At 56.4% G+C, this 15,386-nt stretch carries 18 protein-coding genes; 6 read left to right on the top strand and 12 right to left on the bottom strand.

Annotated features, from left to right (window positions below; genetic code table 11):
* Nucleotides 1-52: 52 nt before the first annotated feature.
* Entirely contained in the window at nucleotides 53-1,171 is a 1,119-nt protein-coding gene (locus BC777_RS07125; protein WP_100367400.1) for a beta-ketoacyl-ACP synthase III, read from the bottom strand.
* 168 nt (nucleotides 1,172-1,339) lie between these two features.
* Between BC777_RS07125 and BC777_RS07120 the strand changes: the two genes are divergently transcribed.
* Nucleotides 1,340-1,777 carry a BrnA antitoxin family protein gene (locus BC777_RS07120; protein ID WP_211095334.1) on the top strand — a complete coding sequence of 146 codons (438 nt, stop codon included), beginning with the start codon at nucleotides 1,340-1,342 and terminating at the stop codon, nucleotides 1,775-1,777.
* A 96-nt stretch (nucleotides 1,778-1,873) separates the two neighbouring features.
* Here BC777_RS07120 and BC777_RS19205 read toward each other — a convergent pair whose 3' ends face one another.
* Together BC777_RS19205 and carB are read right to left on the bottom strand one after the other, a co-directional pair.
* Complete coding sequence (locus BC777_RS19205) at nucleotides 1,874-2,317, bottom strand: hypothetical protein (protein ID WP_133122527.1); 444 nt, start codon at nucleotides 2,315-2,317, stop codon at nucleotides 1,874-1,876.
* Between the two features lie 151 nt (nucleotides 2,318-2,468).
* Nucleotides 2,469-5,798, bottom strand: coding sequence for a carbamoyl-phosphate synthase large subunit (gene carB / locus BC777_RS07115; RefSeq protein ID WP_100367399.1), 3,330 nt, complete (start codon nucleotides 5,796-5,798; stop codon nucleotides 2,469-2,471).
* Between the two features lie 180 nt (nucleotides 5,799-5,978).
* On the opposite strand from carB, the gene aspS reads away from it, so the two are divergent.
* Nucleotides 5,979-7,832 carry an aspartate--tRNA ligase gene (gene aspS, locus BC777_RS07110; protein ID WP_100367398.1) on the top strand — a complete coding sequence of 618 codons (1,854 nt, stop codon included), beginning with the start codon at nucleotides 5,979-5,981 and terminating at the stop codon, nucleotides 7,830-7,832.
* On the opposite strand, the gene BC777_RS07105 is transcribed toward aspS, so the two are convergent.
* Nucleotides 7,829-8,542: a response regulator gene (locus tag BC777_RS07105; protein ID WP_100367397.1), complete on the bottom strand. Its 714-nt coding sequence runs from the start codon at nucleotides 8,540-8,542 to the stop codon at nucleotides 7,829-7,831. The two genes, aspS and BC777_RS07105, sit on opposite strands and share 4 nt — an antisense overlap.
* Before the next feature lie 127 nt (nucleotides 8,543-8,669).
* On the opposite strand from BC777_RS07105, the gene mce reads away from it, so the two are divergent.
* Together mce and BC777_RS07095 are read left to right on the top strand one after the other, a co-directional pair.
* Nucleotides 8,670-9,074, top strand: a complete 405-nt coding sequence (gene mce, locus BC777_RS07100; RefSeq protein WP_100368041.1) for a methylmalonyl-CoA epimerase — start codon at nucleotides 8,670-8,672, stop codon at nucleotides 9,072-9,074.
* Nucleotides 9,075-9,138: 64 nt separating this feature from the next.
* Nucleotides 9,139-9,426: a DUF1467 family protein gene (locus BC777_RS07095; RefSeq protein WP_100367396.1), complete on the top strand. Its 288-nt coding sequence runs from the start codon at nucleotides 9,139-9,141 to the stop codon at nucleotides 9,424-9,426.
* Here BC777_RS07095 and BC777_RS07090 read toward each other — a convergent pair.
* The 4 genes from BC777_RS07090 to BC777_RS07075 all read right to left on the bottom strand — a co-directional run bounded on the left by BC777_RS07090 (nucleotide 9,413) and on the right by BC777_RS07075 (nucleotide 12,132).
* Nucleotides 9,413-10,102 carry an EI24 domain-containing protein gene (locus BC777_RS07090; RefSeq protein WP_100367395.1) on the bottom strand — a complete coding sequence of 230 codons (690 nt, stop codon included), beginning with the start codon at nucleotides 10,100-10,102 and terminating at the stop codon, nucleotides 9,413-9,415. The genes BC777_RS07095 and BC777_RS07090 overlap by 14 nt on opposite strands.
* On the bottom strand, nucleotides 10,099-10,677 hold the full coding sequence (locus BC777_RS07085) for a nitroreductase family protein (RefSeq protein WP_100367394.1): 579 nt from the start codon (nucleotides 10,675-10,677) through the stop codon (nucleotides 10,099-10,101). The genes BC777_RS07090 and BC777_RS07085 overlap by 4 nt, the downstream gene beginning before the upstream one ends.
* Before the next feature lie 60 nt (nucleotides 10,678-10,737).
* Nucleotides 10,738-11,835, bottom strand: a complete 1,098-nt coding sequence (locus BC777_RS07080; RefSeq protein WP_100367393.1) for a histone deacetylase-like amidohydrolase — start codon at nucleotides 11,833-11,835, stop codon at nucleotides 10,738-10,740.
* A gap of 63 nt (nucleotides 11,836-11,898) precedes the next feature.
* The gene (locus BC777_RS07075; protein ID WP_100367392.1) at nucleotides 11,899-12,132 is read right to left on the bottom strand and encodes a DUF8831 family protein; all 234 of its coding nucleotides are present in this window, start codon (nucleotides 12,130-12,132) and stop codon (nucleotides 11,899-11,901) included.
* Nucleotides 12,133-12,234: 102 nt separating this feature from the next.
* Here BC777_RS07075 and BC777_RS07070 point away from each other — a divergent pair, with 102 nt between their 5' ends.
* On the top strand, nucleotides 12,235-12,942 hold the full coding sequence (locus tag BC777_RS07070) for a M48 family metallopeptidase (protein WP_211095333.1): 708 nt from the start codon (nucleotides 12,235-12,237) through the stop codon (nucleotides 12,940-12,942).
* On the opposite strand, the gene BC777_RS07065 is transcribed toward BC777_RS07070, so the two are convergent.
* Nucleotides 12,939-13,232, bottom strand: coding sequence for a CBU_0592 family membrane protein (locus tag BC777_RS07065; protein WP_100367391.1), 294 nt, complete (start codon nucleotides 13,230-13,232; stop codon nucleotides 12,939-12,941). The two genes, BC777_RS07070 and BC777_RS07065, sit on opposite strands and share 4 nt — an antisense overlap.
* A gap of 178 nt (nucleotides 13,233-13,410) precedes the next feature.
* Nucleotides 13,411-14,049: a PAQR family membrane homeostasis protein TrhA gene (trhA, locus tag BC777_RS07060; protein ID WP_100367390.1), complete on the bottom strand. Its 639-nt coding sequence runs from the start codon at nucleotides 14,047-14,049 to the stop codon at nucleotides 13,411-13,413.
* A 137-nt stretch (nucleotides 14,050-14,186) separates the two neighbouring features.
* Here trhA and BC777_RS07055 point away from each other — a divergent pair, with 137 nt between their 5' ends.
* Complete coding sequence (locus BC777_RS07055; protein WP_100367389.1) at nucleotides 14,187-14,546, top strand: diacylglycerol kinase; 360 nt, start codon at nucleotides 14,187-14,189, stop codon at nucleotides 14,544-14,546.
* Nucleotides 14,547-14,560: 14 nt separating this feature from the next.
* On the opposite strand, the gene BC777_RS07050 is transcribed toward BC777_RS07055, so the two are convergent.
* Complete coding sequence (locus tag BC777_RS07050) at nucleotides 14,561-14,797, bottom strand: acyl carrier protein (RefSeq protein WP_100367388.1); 237 nt, start codon at nucleotides 14,795-14,797, stop codon at nucleotides 14,561-14,563.
* The gene (locus BC777_RS07045) at nucleotides 14,787-15,383 is read right to left on the bottom strand and encodes a GNAT family N-acetyltransferase (RefSeq protein WP_168769096.1); all 597 of its coding nucleotides are present in this window, start codon (nucleotides 15,381-15,383) and stop codon (nucleotides 14,787-14,789) included. The genes BC777_RS07050 and BC777_RS07045 overlap by 11 nt, the downstream gene beginning before the upstream one ends.
* Nucleotides 15,384-15,386 lie beyond the last annotated feature (3 nt).

Below are 15,386 nucleotides of genomic sequence, written 5' to 3'. Positions count from 1 at the left end.
GGGACGCCGCAGGCTGTGAGTGTCAGAATAGTGATTGTGGCGATGATGATCTTCATGCGCGTTCGACAATCACCGATCCGACGGAATAGCCTGCTCCGAACGAACAGATCAAACCTTTGTCTCCGGGCTTCATGTCATTGGAATGCTTTGAAAAAGCGATGATTGATCCGGCAGAAGACGTATTGGCATAATCCTGCAGGATGTTAGGCTGCTCGCCGGGTTCCGGGGTGCGGCCAAGGACTTTTTTCCCGATATAGTCGTTCATCGTCTTATTCGCCTGATGCAGCCACAGGCGGTGCAGGTCGGTGGCGGCGATGTTTTCGTGCTCCATATGATCGGCGATATGTTGGCTGACCAGCGGGAGGACCTCTTTGAAGACCTTGCGTCCGTTTTGCATGAACTGCATGTCACGGCGGTCTTCCATGTGGTCCTGTGTGCGGCGTAAGTAGCCGTTATTGTTACGGATATTATTGCTGAACTGGGTCGCGCAGCGCGTGGAAAGAACCTTAAAATGTGGTTTGTCGAGGTCTTCGTCACGCTCGAGCAAGGTCGCGGTCGCGACATCGCCAAAGATGAAATGACAGTCGCGGTCGCGCCATTCCAGATGGGCGGAACAAATCTCGGGGTTGATCACCAATGCGCGGCGGATTGAGCCGGAGCGGATCATGTCGGCGGCGGTTTGAATGCCGAAAGTAGCGCTGGAACAGGCGACGTTCATATCGAAGGCGAAACCACCTGCGCTCAGAAGCTGTTGAATTTCCACGGCAATTGCAGGGTAGGCGCGCTCCATGTTGGAAGCCGCACAGATCACCAGATCGACGTCAGCGGCATCGACACCGGCGGCAGAAAGCGCTTTTTGCGCGGCATCGACGCCGATTTCGGCCATGTACCCCGGTTGGTCATCGGACCGTGTGGCCAGACGTGGGAACATGCGGGCGGGGTCAAGAACGCCTTCTTTATCAAGGACATAGCGACGCTCAATCCCGGAGGCTGCGACGATAAACTCGCTCGACGAATGGGTCTTGGCCTGAACCGTGCCTGCGTCAATCGCGGCGGCGTTTTCGGCGTTCCACAGGTCCGCGTAGCTGTTGAATGCGGCGACCAACTCGTCGTTTGTGATGACCTCTGAGGGCGTAAAAACCCCGGTTCCTGTGATGGCGACGTTATGCATGCTGGCCCCTTAAATTGGTCCGGCTACCCTAGGGGGAAGGGGGCGGGAATGTCCACCGGAACGCGGCGTACAGACCCTGTACATACAGCGTACAGACCCCGTACGTACGCTGCGTCATCACCGGGTTTACCTTTGCGCGGCAGTTTGAGCAGCAAAAGGAGAGCCCCGATGACCGACCCAAAAAAGATGACCAAGACCCAGCGGATCAACTGGGGCTATGCCGTCGACGCGCGGCGGATGATTGAATACGACCTGCATTCGGTGGCGATGAAACTGCGCTGCATGCCGCGGGAATGGGATGAGATCTGGCACGACGAGGACCGGCGCGACCCCAAGCGGGTGCCGGTGACAATCCGGCTGGATGCGGATGTGGTGAAATTCTTCAAGGCGATGGGGCCGGGGTATCAGCCGCGGATCAACCGGGTGCTGCGGGCGTTCATGCACTACCGGCTGGCGGGGATTTTGGAAGGGCCGGACACGACGGATTACGTGTTGCACCCCGAGCGATTGGACAAGACGCGGGAAGAGCGGCCTGAGTGGGGGAACCTGCAACAAATGGAGGCGGACATAGATGAGCGGATGGCACGGTATTTGAAGGGGGAGTGACGGGGCTTGCAATGAACCTATGGAAGCGACCCACCTATCTTGTCAGGCTTTATTTCTGCAAAAGCTTTTAGTTTCTACAAATCAGAAAGACTCAAATTAAGACTGGGGTTCTTGCAAATATGGTCGCAACGCCGCGGCGTATTTCTCGCAACCACCAATGTTTCCTTCGAAATCATGGCCAAGAATGCGGTTATTGCGGTCAATTTCGACCATTACAGTGCAATTATAGTTGACCGTTTGTGGAACGTAAGTTGTTGAAGTGCCAGAATAACTCCCATATCCATAGCCTCCGTATCCATACGCATTTGCGGTACCGGAACTGTATGTTGTGACAGGTGTCACCGTCGTCACATTTTGGCTGGAACTCCAAACCACCAATCTTTTGCCTGCTACAGAGCGCTCTCCGTCTGGAAATCCAATAATAGAGATGAGGTCATCAATGGGCTTTCCTCGGAATGCGTCCAAGCCACCATCAATGTCTTCAAATGTTGTACATGCCGAAATAAGTACCAGCGCCGACAATATCCTAAATAGTTTCATGCTCTTGTCCCAGTTCTCGTGGGTTAAAAATTGAAGCGAACATTTGTTCGAAGTTCGTTCTGTTTTAAATCCTTATCGAGACAAAACATTCAATCTTGGCATGTTTATGGCTATTTTGGTTCTTCCTTGGGGTGTGCTTAGATGCCCGTTTTTACCCCTGCAACGACCTCACCCCAACATCCCCCTCAACCCGTGCCTGCATCGCCAGCACCGCCGCATGTGATGCCGCCGCTGTCGTGAAATACGGGATTTTGTCGTAGAGGGCGACGGCGCGGATGTCGCGGCTGTCTTCGACCGCTTGTGACCCTTCCGTCGTGTTGAAGACCAGTGCGATGTGCCCGTCTTTCAGCCGGTCCACAATTGTCAGCCCGCCTTCGTAGACCTTGTTGACCACTTCGCAGGCGATCTCGTTTTCCGTCAGCCAGGCTGCGGTGCCCCGTGTCGCCACGATGTCGAAGCCCAGTTTCAGCAGCATTTGCGCGGCTTCCAGCATCATGGGCGTCTTGTCAGCGTCCTTGATCGAGATGAAGACGGTGCCGGCCTCTGGCAATTCCGTGCCTGCGCCCATCTGCGCCTTGAGGAACGCGCGGGGGAAGGACCGGTCCCAGCCCATGACCTCTCCGGTGGATCGCATTTCCGGCCCCAGGATCGTATCGACACCGGGGAAGCGGGCGAAGGGCAGCACGGCCTCTTTCACGCTGAACCACGGCGTGTGCGGGTCGGCCAATGTGAAGGCATCGCCCAAAGGCAGCACGTCCATCGGGTTCTCGGTTTCGGGGTAGGGTTCGCGCAACGGGAAGTTCGACAGCGGCTCACCCGCCATCAGCCGTGCGGCGATGGAGGCGATGGCCGAATCGGTCGCTTTTGCCACGAAAGGCACGGTGCGGGACGCACGGGGGTTCACCTCAATCAGGTAGACTGTTTCGTCTTTCACCGCGAACTGGATGTTCATCAGGCCTACGACGTTGAGCGCTTTGGCGAGTTTTTCTGTCTGGCTGCGGATTTCCGCGATCATCGCGTCGGACAGCGAGTAGGGGGGCAATGAGCAGGCGCTGTCGCCCGAATGCACGCCCGCTTCTTCGATATGCTGCATGATACCCGCGACATGGGTCGCGGTGCCGTCCGACAGGCAGTCGACGTCGACTTCGACCGCACCGGACAGATAGCTGTCAAGCAGGACGGGGCTGTCGCCGGATACGACCACAGCGTCAGAGATGTAGCGGCGCAGCTGGTCCATATCGCGCACGATTTCCATGGCGCGGCCACCCAGCACGAAGGAGGGCCGGATGACCAATGGGAAGCCGATGCCTTCGGCGATGTTCAATGCCTCTTCGTCGGTGGAAGCGATCCCGTTATGCGGCTGCTTGAGGTCGAGTTTCTGGACAAGCTGTTGGAACCGCTCACGATCTTCGGCCAGGTCGATGCTGTCTGGCGTGGTGCCCAGGATCGGGATGCCTGCGTCGTTTAGCGCGTTGGCCAGTTTCAGCGGGGTCTGTCCGCCGAATTGGACGATGACGCCGTGCAGGGTGCCGTTGTCTTGCTCGACTCGCAGGATTTCCATGACGTGTTCGAATGTGAGCGGTTCGAAATAGAGCCGGTCGGAGGTGTCGTAATCGGTGCTGACCGTTTCGGGGTTGCAGTTGATCATGATCGTCTCGTACCCCTGATCGGTTAGGGCGAAACAGGCGTGACAGCAGCAGTAATCAAACTCGATCCCCTGGCCAATGCGGTTGGGGCCACCGCCGAGTATAACGACCTTTTTGCGGTCCGAAGGCCGTGCCTCGCATTCCGCGTCGCCCATCACGGGCGTCTCATAGGTGGAATACATGTAGGGCGTTTGCGCCTCAAATTCGGCGCCGCAGGTGTCGATCCGTTTGAAGACCGCCGTCACACCCAGGTTGTGGCGTGCGCGACGCACCTGATCTTCGGTCCGGCCTGTGAGTTTTGCGAGGCGCGCGTCGGTGAAGCCGAGCATTTTGATCGCGCGCAGTGCGTCTTCTTTGACGGGCAGGCCGTTTTTGATGATGTCGGCCTCGGCCTCGATGATCTCGCGGATGCGGGCGAGGAACCATGGGTCGAATTTTGTGACTGCAAAGATTTCGTCGTCGGACAACCCGTGTCGCATCGCTTGGGCAATGACGCGAATGCGGTCGGGCGTTTGTTTGGCGAGCGCTTTGGTGATCGCGGCTGCGTCGGGGGCGCCGGGGATATCGATGTCGTCGAAACCGGTCAGGCCGGTTTCCATGGAGGCGAGCGCCTTTTGCATCGACTCGTGGAAGGTGCGGCCGATGGCCATGGCTTCGCCGACGGATTTCATGGCTGTTGTCAGGTACGGCTCGGACCCTGCGAATTTCTCGAACGCAAAGCGCGGGATTTTGGTGACGACATAGTCGATTGTTGGCTCAAACGAGGCCGGGGTGACGCCGGTGATGTCGTTGTCGAGTTCGTCCAGCGTGTAGCCGATGGCAAGTTTCGCGGCGATTTTGGCAATGGGGAAACCCGTTGCTTTCGATGCCAGCGCAGAGGACCGCGATACCCGCGGGTTCATTTCGATGACCACCATGCGCCCGTCGTCGGGGTTCACGGCCCATTGCACGTTGGAGCCACCGGTTTCGACGCCGATTTCGCGCAGCACGTTGATGCTGTGCGTGCGCATGATCTGGTATTCTTTGTCCGTCAGGGTCAGGGCTGGGGCGACAGTGATCGAATCGCCCGTGTGCACGCCCATCGGGTCCACGTTTTCGATGGCGCAGACGATGATGGCGTTATCGGCTTTGTCGCGCACCACCTCCATTTCGAATTCTTTCCAGCCGAGAAGGGACTGATCGACAAGAATCTGACCAACGGGGGAGGCATCCATGCCCGTCCGACAGAAGTGTTCGTATTCTTCACGGTTGTACGCGACGCCGCCGCCGGTGCCACCAAGGGTAAAGGCGGGGCGGATAATTGCGGGAAGACCGATGTCCTCTAGCGCTTCAAACGCGAGGGTCACGCCAGCAGCGAGGTCCTGTTTGCCGTCTTTCTCGGGGGCGGTGACGATGGTGGCCTTGGGGTTTTCGATGCCTAAACGATCCATCGCTTCGCGGAAGAGCTTGCGATCTTCTGCCATTTCAATGGCTTCGCGCTTGGCCCCGATCATTTCGACGTTGAATTTTTCCAGCACGCCCATATCGGCGAGGGCCAGCGAGGTGTTCAACCCGGTTTGCCCACCCATCGTGGGCAACAGCGCGTCTGGGCGTTCTTTTTCGATGATCTTGGCGACAACTTCGGGGGTGATCGGTTCGATATAGGTGGCATCTGCCAGCCCCGGATCGGTCATGATGGTGGCAGGGTTCGAGTTGACGAGGATGACCCTGTAGCCTTCCTCGCGCAGCGCCTTGCAGGCTTGTGCGCCTGAGTAGTCGAACTCGCAGGCTTGTCCGATAATGATGGGGCCCGCGCCGATGATCATGATCGACTGGATGTCGGTGCGCTTTGGCATGGCAGTGCCCCCTTATTTGCAAATTGTCGTGGGTTATAGGGATGGCGTGCGCATGTGCAAGGGAGTGTAAGAGATTTTCATGCCTCCGGCGGGAGTTTTTGAGCCAAGATGAAGGGAGTGGTTGACTTCGGCTGGGCAAACAGGTGTATCGGGCCGACAATCGCCTTAAGGAATTGACCCATGCATCCATACCGCAGCCATACCTGTGCCGATCTGACCGCCGCTAATGTGGGCGAAACTGTCCGTTTGTCAGGCTGGGTCAATCGGGTACGTGATCACGGCGGTATCCTGTTTATCGATCTACGCGATCACTATGGCATTACACAGGTGCTGTGTGACCCTGACTCGGCCGCCTTTGCGGATGTGGAAAAGGTGCGGTCAGAGTGGTGTATCCGCATTGATGGTGAGGTGAAGGCGCGTGATCCGGAGTTGGTGAATGCCAAACTGCCCACTGGTGAGGTTGAGGTTTTTGTGCGCGTCATCGAAGTGCTGGGTGCCTCCAAAGAGCTGCCGTTGATGGTATTTGGTGATCAGGAATATCCTGAGGAAACCCGCTTGAAGTACCGCTATCTGGATTTGCGTCGCGAGGCGATGCAGGACAATATGAAACTGCGCTCTGATGTTGTGGCCTCGATGCGTCGCCGTATGTGGGACAGTGGGTTTCGCGAGTATCAGACGCCGATTATCACCGCCTCTTCCCCTGAAGGCGCGCGTGACTTCCTTGTGCCGTCCCGTTTGCATCCGGGCAAGTTTTACGCGCTGCCGCAGGCCCCCCAGCAGTTCAAGCAGCTGATCATGGTGTCAGGCTACGACAAATATTTCCAGATCGCACCCTGTTTCCGGGATGAAGACCCGCGTGCGGACCGCTCACCCACCGATTTTTATCAACTGGATATGGAGATGTCCTTTGTCGAACAGCAGGATGTATTCGACACGATCCAACCGGTGATCACGGGTATTTTTGAAGAGTTTGGCGGTGGCCGTAAGGTTGACCAGACGTGGGAGCAGATTTCCTATCGTGATGCTGCTCTTTGGTATGGGTCCGACAAGCCGGACCTGCGCAACCCGATTAAGATGCAGGTGGTGTCCGAGCATTTCGCGGGGTCCGGTTTTGCGATCTTTGCCAAGCTGTTAGAACAAGAGGGCACAGAGGTGCGTGCTATTCCTGCACCCACCGGAGGGTCACGTAAGTTCTGCGACCGCATGAACGCTTTTGCCCAGAAAGAAGGCCTGCCCGGTATGGGTTACATCTTCTGGCGCGAGAAGACCGCGGATGCGGTCGCTCAAGAGATGGGTATTTCGGTGAAAGAGGCACAGGCCAAGCTGAAATCAGGCGAAGTTGAAGGCGGTATGGAAGCTGCCGGCCCGCTGGCCAAGAATATCGGGCCAGAGCGGACCGAGGCAATCCGTCAGCAGTTGGGCCTTGGCCTTGGTGACGCGGCCTTCTTTCTTGGTGGTAAGCCGAAGGCGTTTGAAGGCGTCGCTGGCAAGGCCCGCAACGTGATTGGCGAAGAACTGGGTCTGACAGATCAGGACCGCTTTGCCTTTGCATGGATCGTGGACTTCCCGATTTACGAACAGGACGAGGAAACCGGCAAAATCGACTTTGAACATAACCCGTTTTCGATGCCGCAGGGCGGTATGGATGCGCTGCAAGGTGATCCGCTGAAGGTGCTGGGCTATCAATATGATCTGGCCTGTAATGGTTACGAGTTGGTGTCCGGTGCCATCCGGAACCACCGCCCTGAGATCATGTTCAAGGCGTTTGAGCTGGCTGGTTACGGCAAAGACGAAGTCGAAAAGCGCTTTGGTGGCATGGTCAACGCATTCCAATATGGTGCCCCGCCCCACGGTGGGTGCGCGGCAGGGATCGACCGGATCGTCATGTTGCTGGCGGATGCATCCAACATCCGCGAAGTCATCATGTTCCCGATGAACCAACGTGCCGAAGACCTGATGATGGATGCACCAAACGCGCCACAAAACGAACAATTGCGCGAATTGCGCCTGCGTGTGCTACCACCTGAAAGCTAAAGCGGCCCGCCAGCGGCAATCCGCGTTTGCACCAGTTGTGACAAGGCAATGACACCCGCATCAGGGTTATCGCCGCCACGTCGCAATCTTGTCAGGTTGTTGACTGCTTCGTCGAGGTCGTGGTCATTCGCGCTCTTCGCGACCCCACCCAGAAACTGGGTGACATAGTCCAGTGCTGTGTCATCGCCGGTATCTTCAAGCACTTGCGCGATATGCGTCAGGTCATCGCGGTAAGCGATCGGATCGGGTCTGATTGTTTCATCAGGGACGGCCCGCGGTGAGGGTGGCTGCCGCTCCGCCGCTAAATGTTCCAATATGGCGGACTGGAAGGCCAAAAGGCTTTGCACGGGTTTTTCCAGAAATCTGTTTGCGCCAGAGGCTAATACCTCTTTTGCGTGATCATCCCCGCTCATCCCCAGGATGACGTCGATACGTGGTGCGGCCTCTGCGGCCGTTCGGATCAGTGACAGACCGGACCCATCCGGCAGGCCGACATCGACCAGTAAAACGGTAGGGCGATAGATCGCCAGATGCCGCCGTGCGTTTTCCAAACTATCTGCCCGTCTGATCCGCGCGCCTGATCGCAGGCACATCAGGCGCACTGCTTCGCTGGCAAAGCGGCTATCTTCGACCACCAGCACGGTGACCCCCAAAAGCGGGCGGCGTGCGGTGGGTGCACGGGTGAATATCAGGTCGTCCAGCGTTTCCATTATGATTCTTCCCTTCATTGCGGCGAACCCCATTGAGAGCATCTCAAGGTGAAGAGGAGGTTAAGCGCATCGTCCGTTGCACCTGCGCAGTGCAAACGGCATAAGGCCCAAAACAGGAGAAATGATCATGATTGGCCGTCTGAACCACGTCGCTATCGCTGTGCCCGATCTGGATGCGGCAAGTGCGCAATACCGCACCATGCTGGGTGCGGATGTGGGTGCGCCGCAGGATGAACCTGATCATGGGGTGACGGTGGTTTTTATCACTTTGCCAAATACTAAGATCGAACTTTTGTATCCATTGGGCGAGGCATCCCCAATCCAGGGTTTCCTTGATAAAAACCCGTCCGGGGGCATCCATCATGTCTGCTACGAAGTGGATGATATCCTCGCTGCCCGTGATCATCTGTTGGCTGAAGGTGCGCGCGTGTTGGGCGGAGGAGAGCCCAAGATTGGCGCGCACGGCAAGCCTGTATTGTTCCTGCATCCCAAGGATTTCAACGGCTGTCTTGTTGAATTAGAGCAGGTCTAGCCCCTTGTCCTGACGTCTATTCGGCGTATCTGTCTACGAAGCGCTTTATATAAGGAATATCGCTTTGGGTCCCGTTTCCGGTCTTGTGCTGCTTGCCGTTATCTGGACGGTTGTGTTTTTCATCGTGCTGCCCTTACGTCTTGAAACCCAAGGTGAAGCGGGTGAAATCGTGCCGGGTACCCATGCGTCATCGCCTGCCGATTTCAACCTCAAACGCAAGGCCAAGGTCACGACCCTTTGGGCCGTGCCGATCTGGGTTGTTATCGCAGGAACGATCCTGAGTGGTGCAATTAGCATCCGTGATATTGACTGGTTTGACCGGATGTCGACGCCAGAGGTCAGCCGCGACTGACCGCGTGATAAAGGTGGGTAAAGGTCGCCGCCCCCAGAATTGGAATGATCAGGTTAATCAGCGGAAAGGTCAGCGGGACCGCCATAAGGCAACCCGCCAGCCAGATTTTGGCACTGTGTTGTTTGCGTAAGTTCTTGGCCGCCGCCCGCCCGATCCGGCGCATTGCGGCCAGTTGGAAATATTCCCGGCCCAACAGGTATCCGTTCAGCGCATAGAAGATGAAAATCGCGGCAAAAGGGAATATGGCGTAGAGAATGAAGGCGAATATGTTCGCGGCAACCAAAACGCCAAGGAAGTTCACCGTATCGCGCAGCCCGTCCCAGAATGACACATGTGGAATATCTGGCAGGCCGGGAAAATGTTTATCCTCAACGGCTTGCGCGACTTCATCAAGAAAAAGCGAGGTGATCGCCGATGCTACGGGGACCATCAGAAAGATCGACATCACGATCACAAGCCCAAGAGAGCCCCAGCCAAGTAAATCACCAAGCCATGTCACTTCACCGACGCCGGGTAGGGTGATGGGTTCTGCGGTAAGCCATTCAATCAGCCACAAAAGCCCAGCATAGATGGCCACCAACAGGGCAATCGTCAGGCCAATACCGCGCCACAGCACACTGCGAAACCGCTGGTCGGGCAGTTGAGCGATTGCTTTGAGAAACGAGGCAAAGATCATGTCTCGACCCAGGTTGTAATCGCGGAAAGGTCGGGGCGCGGGCGTTCGGGTGGTGCGTTTGTTTCAGTGCCGAGGTGGATGAAACCTGCAATGGTTTCATGCTCTGCAAGGCCAAGGCCTTGGGTCGCAAATGTCTGATCATGGCTGGCCCAGCCCGATAACCAATTCGCACCCCAGCCCGCAGCAAGGCCCGCATTGACCAACGCCAGACAAACAGCGCCGGCAGAATAGATTTGTTCGATCTGTGGAATTTTTTCAGAAGGTTTTGGGCTGCAGATTACGGCAACAGCCAGATTGGCGTTGCCAAATTGATCCTTGGCCTTGGTGATCTTGTCAGGATCGATGCCCAAGGCGGCACCACGGGCAGGCACCATGTCAGCCAGTCTTAGTAGGGCAGGTCTGGTCAGGACAATGAACCGCCAAGGCTCTAGCTTGCCATGGTCGGGGGTGCGGGCGGCTGCCGTTAACAGCGTTTCAATTGTTGTGCGATCCGGCACGGGTGTTGTCAGCGTCTTGGCAGGGCGCGAACGGCGGGTCAGCAAAAAGTCGAGTGCGGCGGTGTTTGGCGTGGGCATTGGGGATCCTGTCTTCGTTCGTTCGCAGATAAGATCAGGTCGGCGCAATGGCAACCTTGCTCAGAGTGCGGCTTCCATCTCGATAAGCCAGCCATCAAGAAATGCATCAAAGCGGACATCGGGTTGGCGGAGTGGAAATACCTCTGCGAAGGGATCGGGTGCTATGATCGTGCTCCCCGCCATTTCTTGCAGCACATTGTGTCCGCAGAAAGGGACGTAGGTTTCCGAATACCCGCCTTCGTGGACCATCAATAGTTTGCCACCGCAGACATCCTGCGCGAGCGCCATGACGGCCCGTGTCATCATCGTAAAGGTCTCAGCTGTGGCCAGCATCCGCCCCAATGGATCATTGGCGGCGGCGTCAAAGCCGCAGGCGATGATCAACACATCAGGCTGGAAATTGCGGATGGTGGGTAAGGCCAGACGCTCCATCGCGGCCAGATACCCGATGTGGCCGGTTCCGGGTGGCAGCGGGATATTCAGGTTAAAGCCAAGGCCATCCCCCTCACCACGATCTGCAAAAGCACCTGTATCCATGGGGTAATTCCGGTCTTGATGCAGTGACACGGTCAGCACATCGGCCCGGTCATAAAACACCGCCTCGGTGCCGTTGCCGTGATGGACGTCCCAATCCAGCACGGCAAAGCGCTGGGCAAGACCTGCGTCCTTTGCCGCCTCGATCGCGATACCGATGTTGTTGAGCAGACAAAACCCGTTGGGATAATCAGGCAGGCAATGATGGCCGGGCGGGCGGGACAGGGCATAGGCGTTCTTTAGGCTTCCCTCCAGAACAGCCTGTAAAGCAGCCTTGGCCAAACCCGCCGAGAGTGCTGCAATCTCGTACCCGCCGGGGCCGAAGGGGGTGCGCCGTCCCAGTTCACCACCGCCTGCATCGGATAGCGCCTTGAATTCATCAAGGTAGCGCGCAGGATGTACGCGGCGCAGATCATCATATGTGGCGGGATCAGCGCCTTGCATTGCAAGTGCCGTGGCAAGCCCTGTGACCTCGATCAGGTTCTTCAACCGGCGCTTTGTCTCAGGGCTCTCTGGCAGCCCGCCATCCAGCGGCTGCACAAGGCCACCCACCGGCAGCATCCCGGCATAATTACCGCCGCCATGCCAAAAACAGCTTTCATTCCAGAAAAACCCTGTCGTCATAAAGTTCCCACCTTCATCTTGGCCCAAAAACTCCCGCCGGAGGCATCTGATCCCTCAACACGCTCAGGTCTTGCGCAATTGATAGATCCCTTCAGGCAAATCCAAGGCCGCTTCCAGATCACGCAACTGCGACAGCGACAGGGTGATGCGCACAACCTCATCTGTGCGCGGATCGACCTGCGTGACGGTCACACAATCATCAAAGGCATTGATGATCACGTCTTCTTTTAGCGGGGCTTTGCCTTCGTCAACCAATGTAACAACGGTGGCGTCATAGTCGTGTTCGATTGTAAACATGAGACCAAGCCTAGCCATGGTTTAGGCAAGGCGCAATCAAGGCTGGCAGGGTCTCGCAAAAATGCTAGGTTTTATCGAATAGAGGTTTTTAAAAGGTGACATATGCGCGTTTTGCCGATTGTTTTGATGTTTGGTTTAGGGGCCTGCACAACGGCCGTGGTAGAGGAAAGGGCGGATGTGGCAGTGCCCACAATCACGCCCGCCGCAGAGACGCCGCGCTTGTCCGAAAGGCAAGCGCTGAACAACTTTGAATATGTTGTGCGCCGGGTTGAACCGATGGCCGAACAATACTGCCGGACCAGATCGCAACAGGAGAACTGTGATTTCCGCATCATCATCGACGACCGGGCCAATCAGGGGGTGAATGCCTATCAGACGCTGGATGCCAATGGCCGGCCGATCATCGGCTTTACCGTGCCGCTGATCGCCGAGGCACGCAACCGCGATGAACTTGCCTTTGTGATGGCGCATGAGGCCGCGCATCACATTCGCGGTCATATTGCCCGTCAGCAGCAGAATGCGGCCCTTGGTGGGCTTTTGATCGGAGGTCTGGCCGGAGCGTTGGGTGCGACAGATATTGAAACCGCACAGCAGATCGGCGCCTCTGTTGGTGCACGGACCTATTCGAAGGATTTCGAACTGGAGGCGGATGCGTTGGGCACCCAAATCACGGCGGCTGCGGGGTTTGATCCGCGCCGGGGCGCACAGTTCTTTTTCCGTATCCCCGACCCGGGCGACAGATTTCTTGGAACGCACCCACCCAATGCCGACCGCCTGCGGACGGTCGAGCAGGTTGCCGCAGGTCTTTAATACTCAAGCTGTGTCTTGGTCATGGATCTGGCGCGTAATCTGATCAGGATTGCCACAGCGGAACTGAGGATAAAGAAGATTTGGATCAGGGCTGAGGCCAGATTGAATGCCGACGTCAGGCCAACCAGAACCAACCCGGCTGCCATAAGATTGGTTGCAAAGTACCTGATGCTGTCTGCATCCACCCATCGCAGGGTCAGCGTCATATAATTGAGAACATAAAGTGCAAAGCCTGCGAACCCGAATGCATCGAAAACGGTGCTGTCAGAAAATTCAATAAAACTAGTCATACAAAAATCTCAACTTACTAAAATTACTGCAAAACTGAGGCGAAAATTGCCTCGCAGTGAATACAACGTCAGATAAAATTGACGCTAAGGAAACAAGACCCGTGTGTCAGGTCAGACTTTCCCTACCACAATTGCTGCTAACGGGCAACGCGGCACGTGATCTGTATTACACACGGACCTACGCGATGGCCGCCATGGCGGTTGCGATAGCGGCAAAGAAACACGCTGAGGCTGCAACGACAAATCCATGCCAGATGGCGATGGAAAACTTCATCGTCTCGCTGGCATAAAAGGGTACGCCTGCCGTATAGAGCAACCCGCCCACCCCCATCAGCACCATGGCCGATACGGGCACGATGGGCCAAAGCGACCAGATCAGCGCAAGGCTGAGCCAGCCCATGATCAGGTAAAGCGCCGGCCCAAACCGCCCCGGCGTGCGCCAGAAAAACAGCTTGAGAACCATACCGATCACGGCCAGCCCCCAAACCACTGCCAGAATTGTATAGGCAAACCAGCTGCCAATCATAACCACGAGTGGCGTATAAGTGCCTGCAATCTTGAGATATATCGCGGCATGATCAACGCGGCGCAGGATAGGGCGGATGTTTTCCCACGGGGTCATGTGATAGAATGCAGAGGCAACAAAGGTGGCGATCAACGTCGCCCCATAGACGGAAATCGCGGCAATATGGCTGGCCATTGCATGTTGAGACGACCAGACGATTAGCACCACCGCCCCGCCGACAGCCCCTAAAACACCCACCGCATGCATGGTGCCATCGGCAATACGTTCTGAACGGGCATAACTCGGATACATAACAGTTTCCTTAGGTGTCTGCTGAAACGGTAGCGGGATCACATCGCCGGTCAAATGTTTCGTCGGGTCACTCCAATCCCTTGGCAGGCAAGGTTTAAACCCGCACACTCAACTCAAAGTGTGAGAGGTTAACAACGATGTGGCAACAAATTCTGCGAATACAGCAACGGGCGATCTGGTCCTGGGACGGCTTTGCCCATGTCTACAAAACCGAAGGATCATTGGCGCAATGGCTGGTGGCGAATGCCGCTTTCGCTGTGTTGGCCTTTGCGTTGCCGCTAAGTGCGGGTGAACGTGGGATGCTGCTGATGGGCGGGATCATTGTGCTTGCGGCTGAATGCATGAACACCGCGATTGAGCGGGTCGTGGATGACATTGGCACGGACAAGCGAGACGCAGCGAAATATGCAAAAGACTGCGGATCAGCGGCTGTGGCGGTAACCGCAATTGGGGTCGGGGTGGCTTGGGTATGTGTTTTGGCGGGGCAGGTAATCTAAGGCAGTATCTAAATCTAGGATGTTTCGGGCCTGTCGGCCTCTATGATACGTGCGACTGACGTAACATCCACTAATGTCGTGATTTCCATCGGGTCCAGTGGGCGGCCCAGACGCTCTTCTACCGCAAGAACCATGCGAAAATGTGCCAGACTGTCCCATTCCGATGTGGTCATCAGGCTGGTGTCCACTGTCACCTTATCTGGCGATATGTTCAAGGCTTCAGCCACCAACGCAAATGTTTCACTCGGCATCTGCGCCCACCTCCTTACCGCGTTTCTTAATCCAGTCCTCGGCCAACATCTCGTAATGGACACTATCATGATGTTCGCCCGTGCCGGGTGACAGCCACGCTTTGCGATCATAGCCAATCATGCGAAAACCCATTTTGTTGTAGTTGTAGATTGAGCTAACATTCCGGCTCAACACCCGGCCATAAAAACGCACAACTCGATCTGATTGGGAAAAGTGATCGAGGATTGCTGTGCGCACCTCCTCGAAGACATCTTTGCCCCACCAACTGCGAGCATGGATGACGATCGTCAGGCTGGCGGTGCCGGATTTATTGAGGCTTAGTTTATGAACGCCAATTGTGCCTTTGATGTCCTTCGCGACAATCGCATGTGTAAAGCGCGAATACCCATTCGCGCGCCCCATCAATTTGGCCCAACGAAAAACCGAATACTCGGTGCGTGACGTCATAAGGTTCTGCAGTATTTCGGGATCATTGCGCCAGGGGGCTGTTACCTTGACTGCCTCTGATCGGGTGCAATTTACCAGATTGAAACGCTCTGTGATGATCGGTTTACATAAATAGGGATCGGGCGGTTTGCGCCGCATTCT

Source organism: Yoonia maricola (assembly GCF_002797915.1).
GTDB lineage: Bacteria > Pseudomonadota > Alphaproteobacteria > Rhodobacterales > Rhodobacteraceae > Yoonia > Yoonia maricola.
The sequence above is the reverse complement of the archived record's forward strand: the minus strand, read 5'-3'. Positions and strand labels throughout refer to the sequence as shown.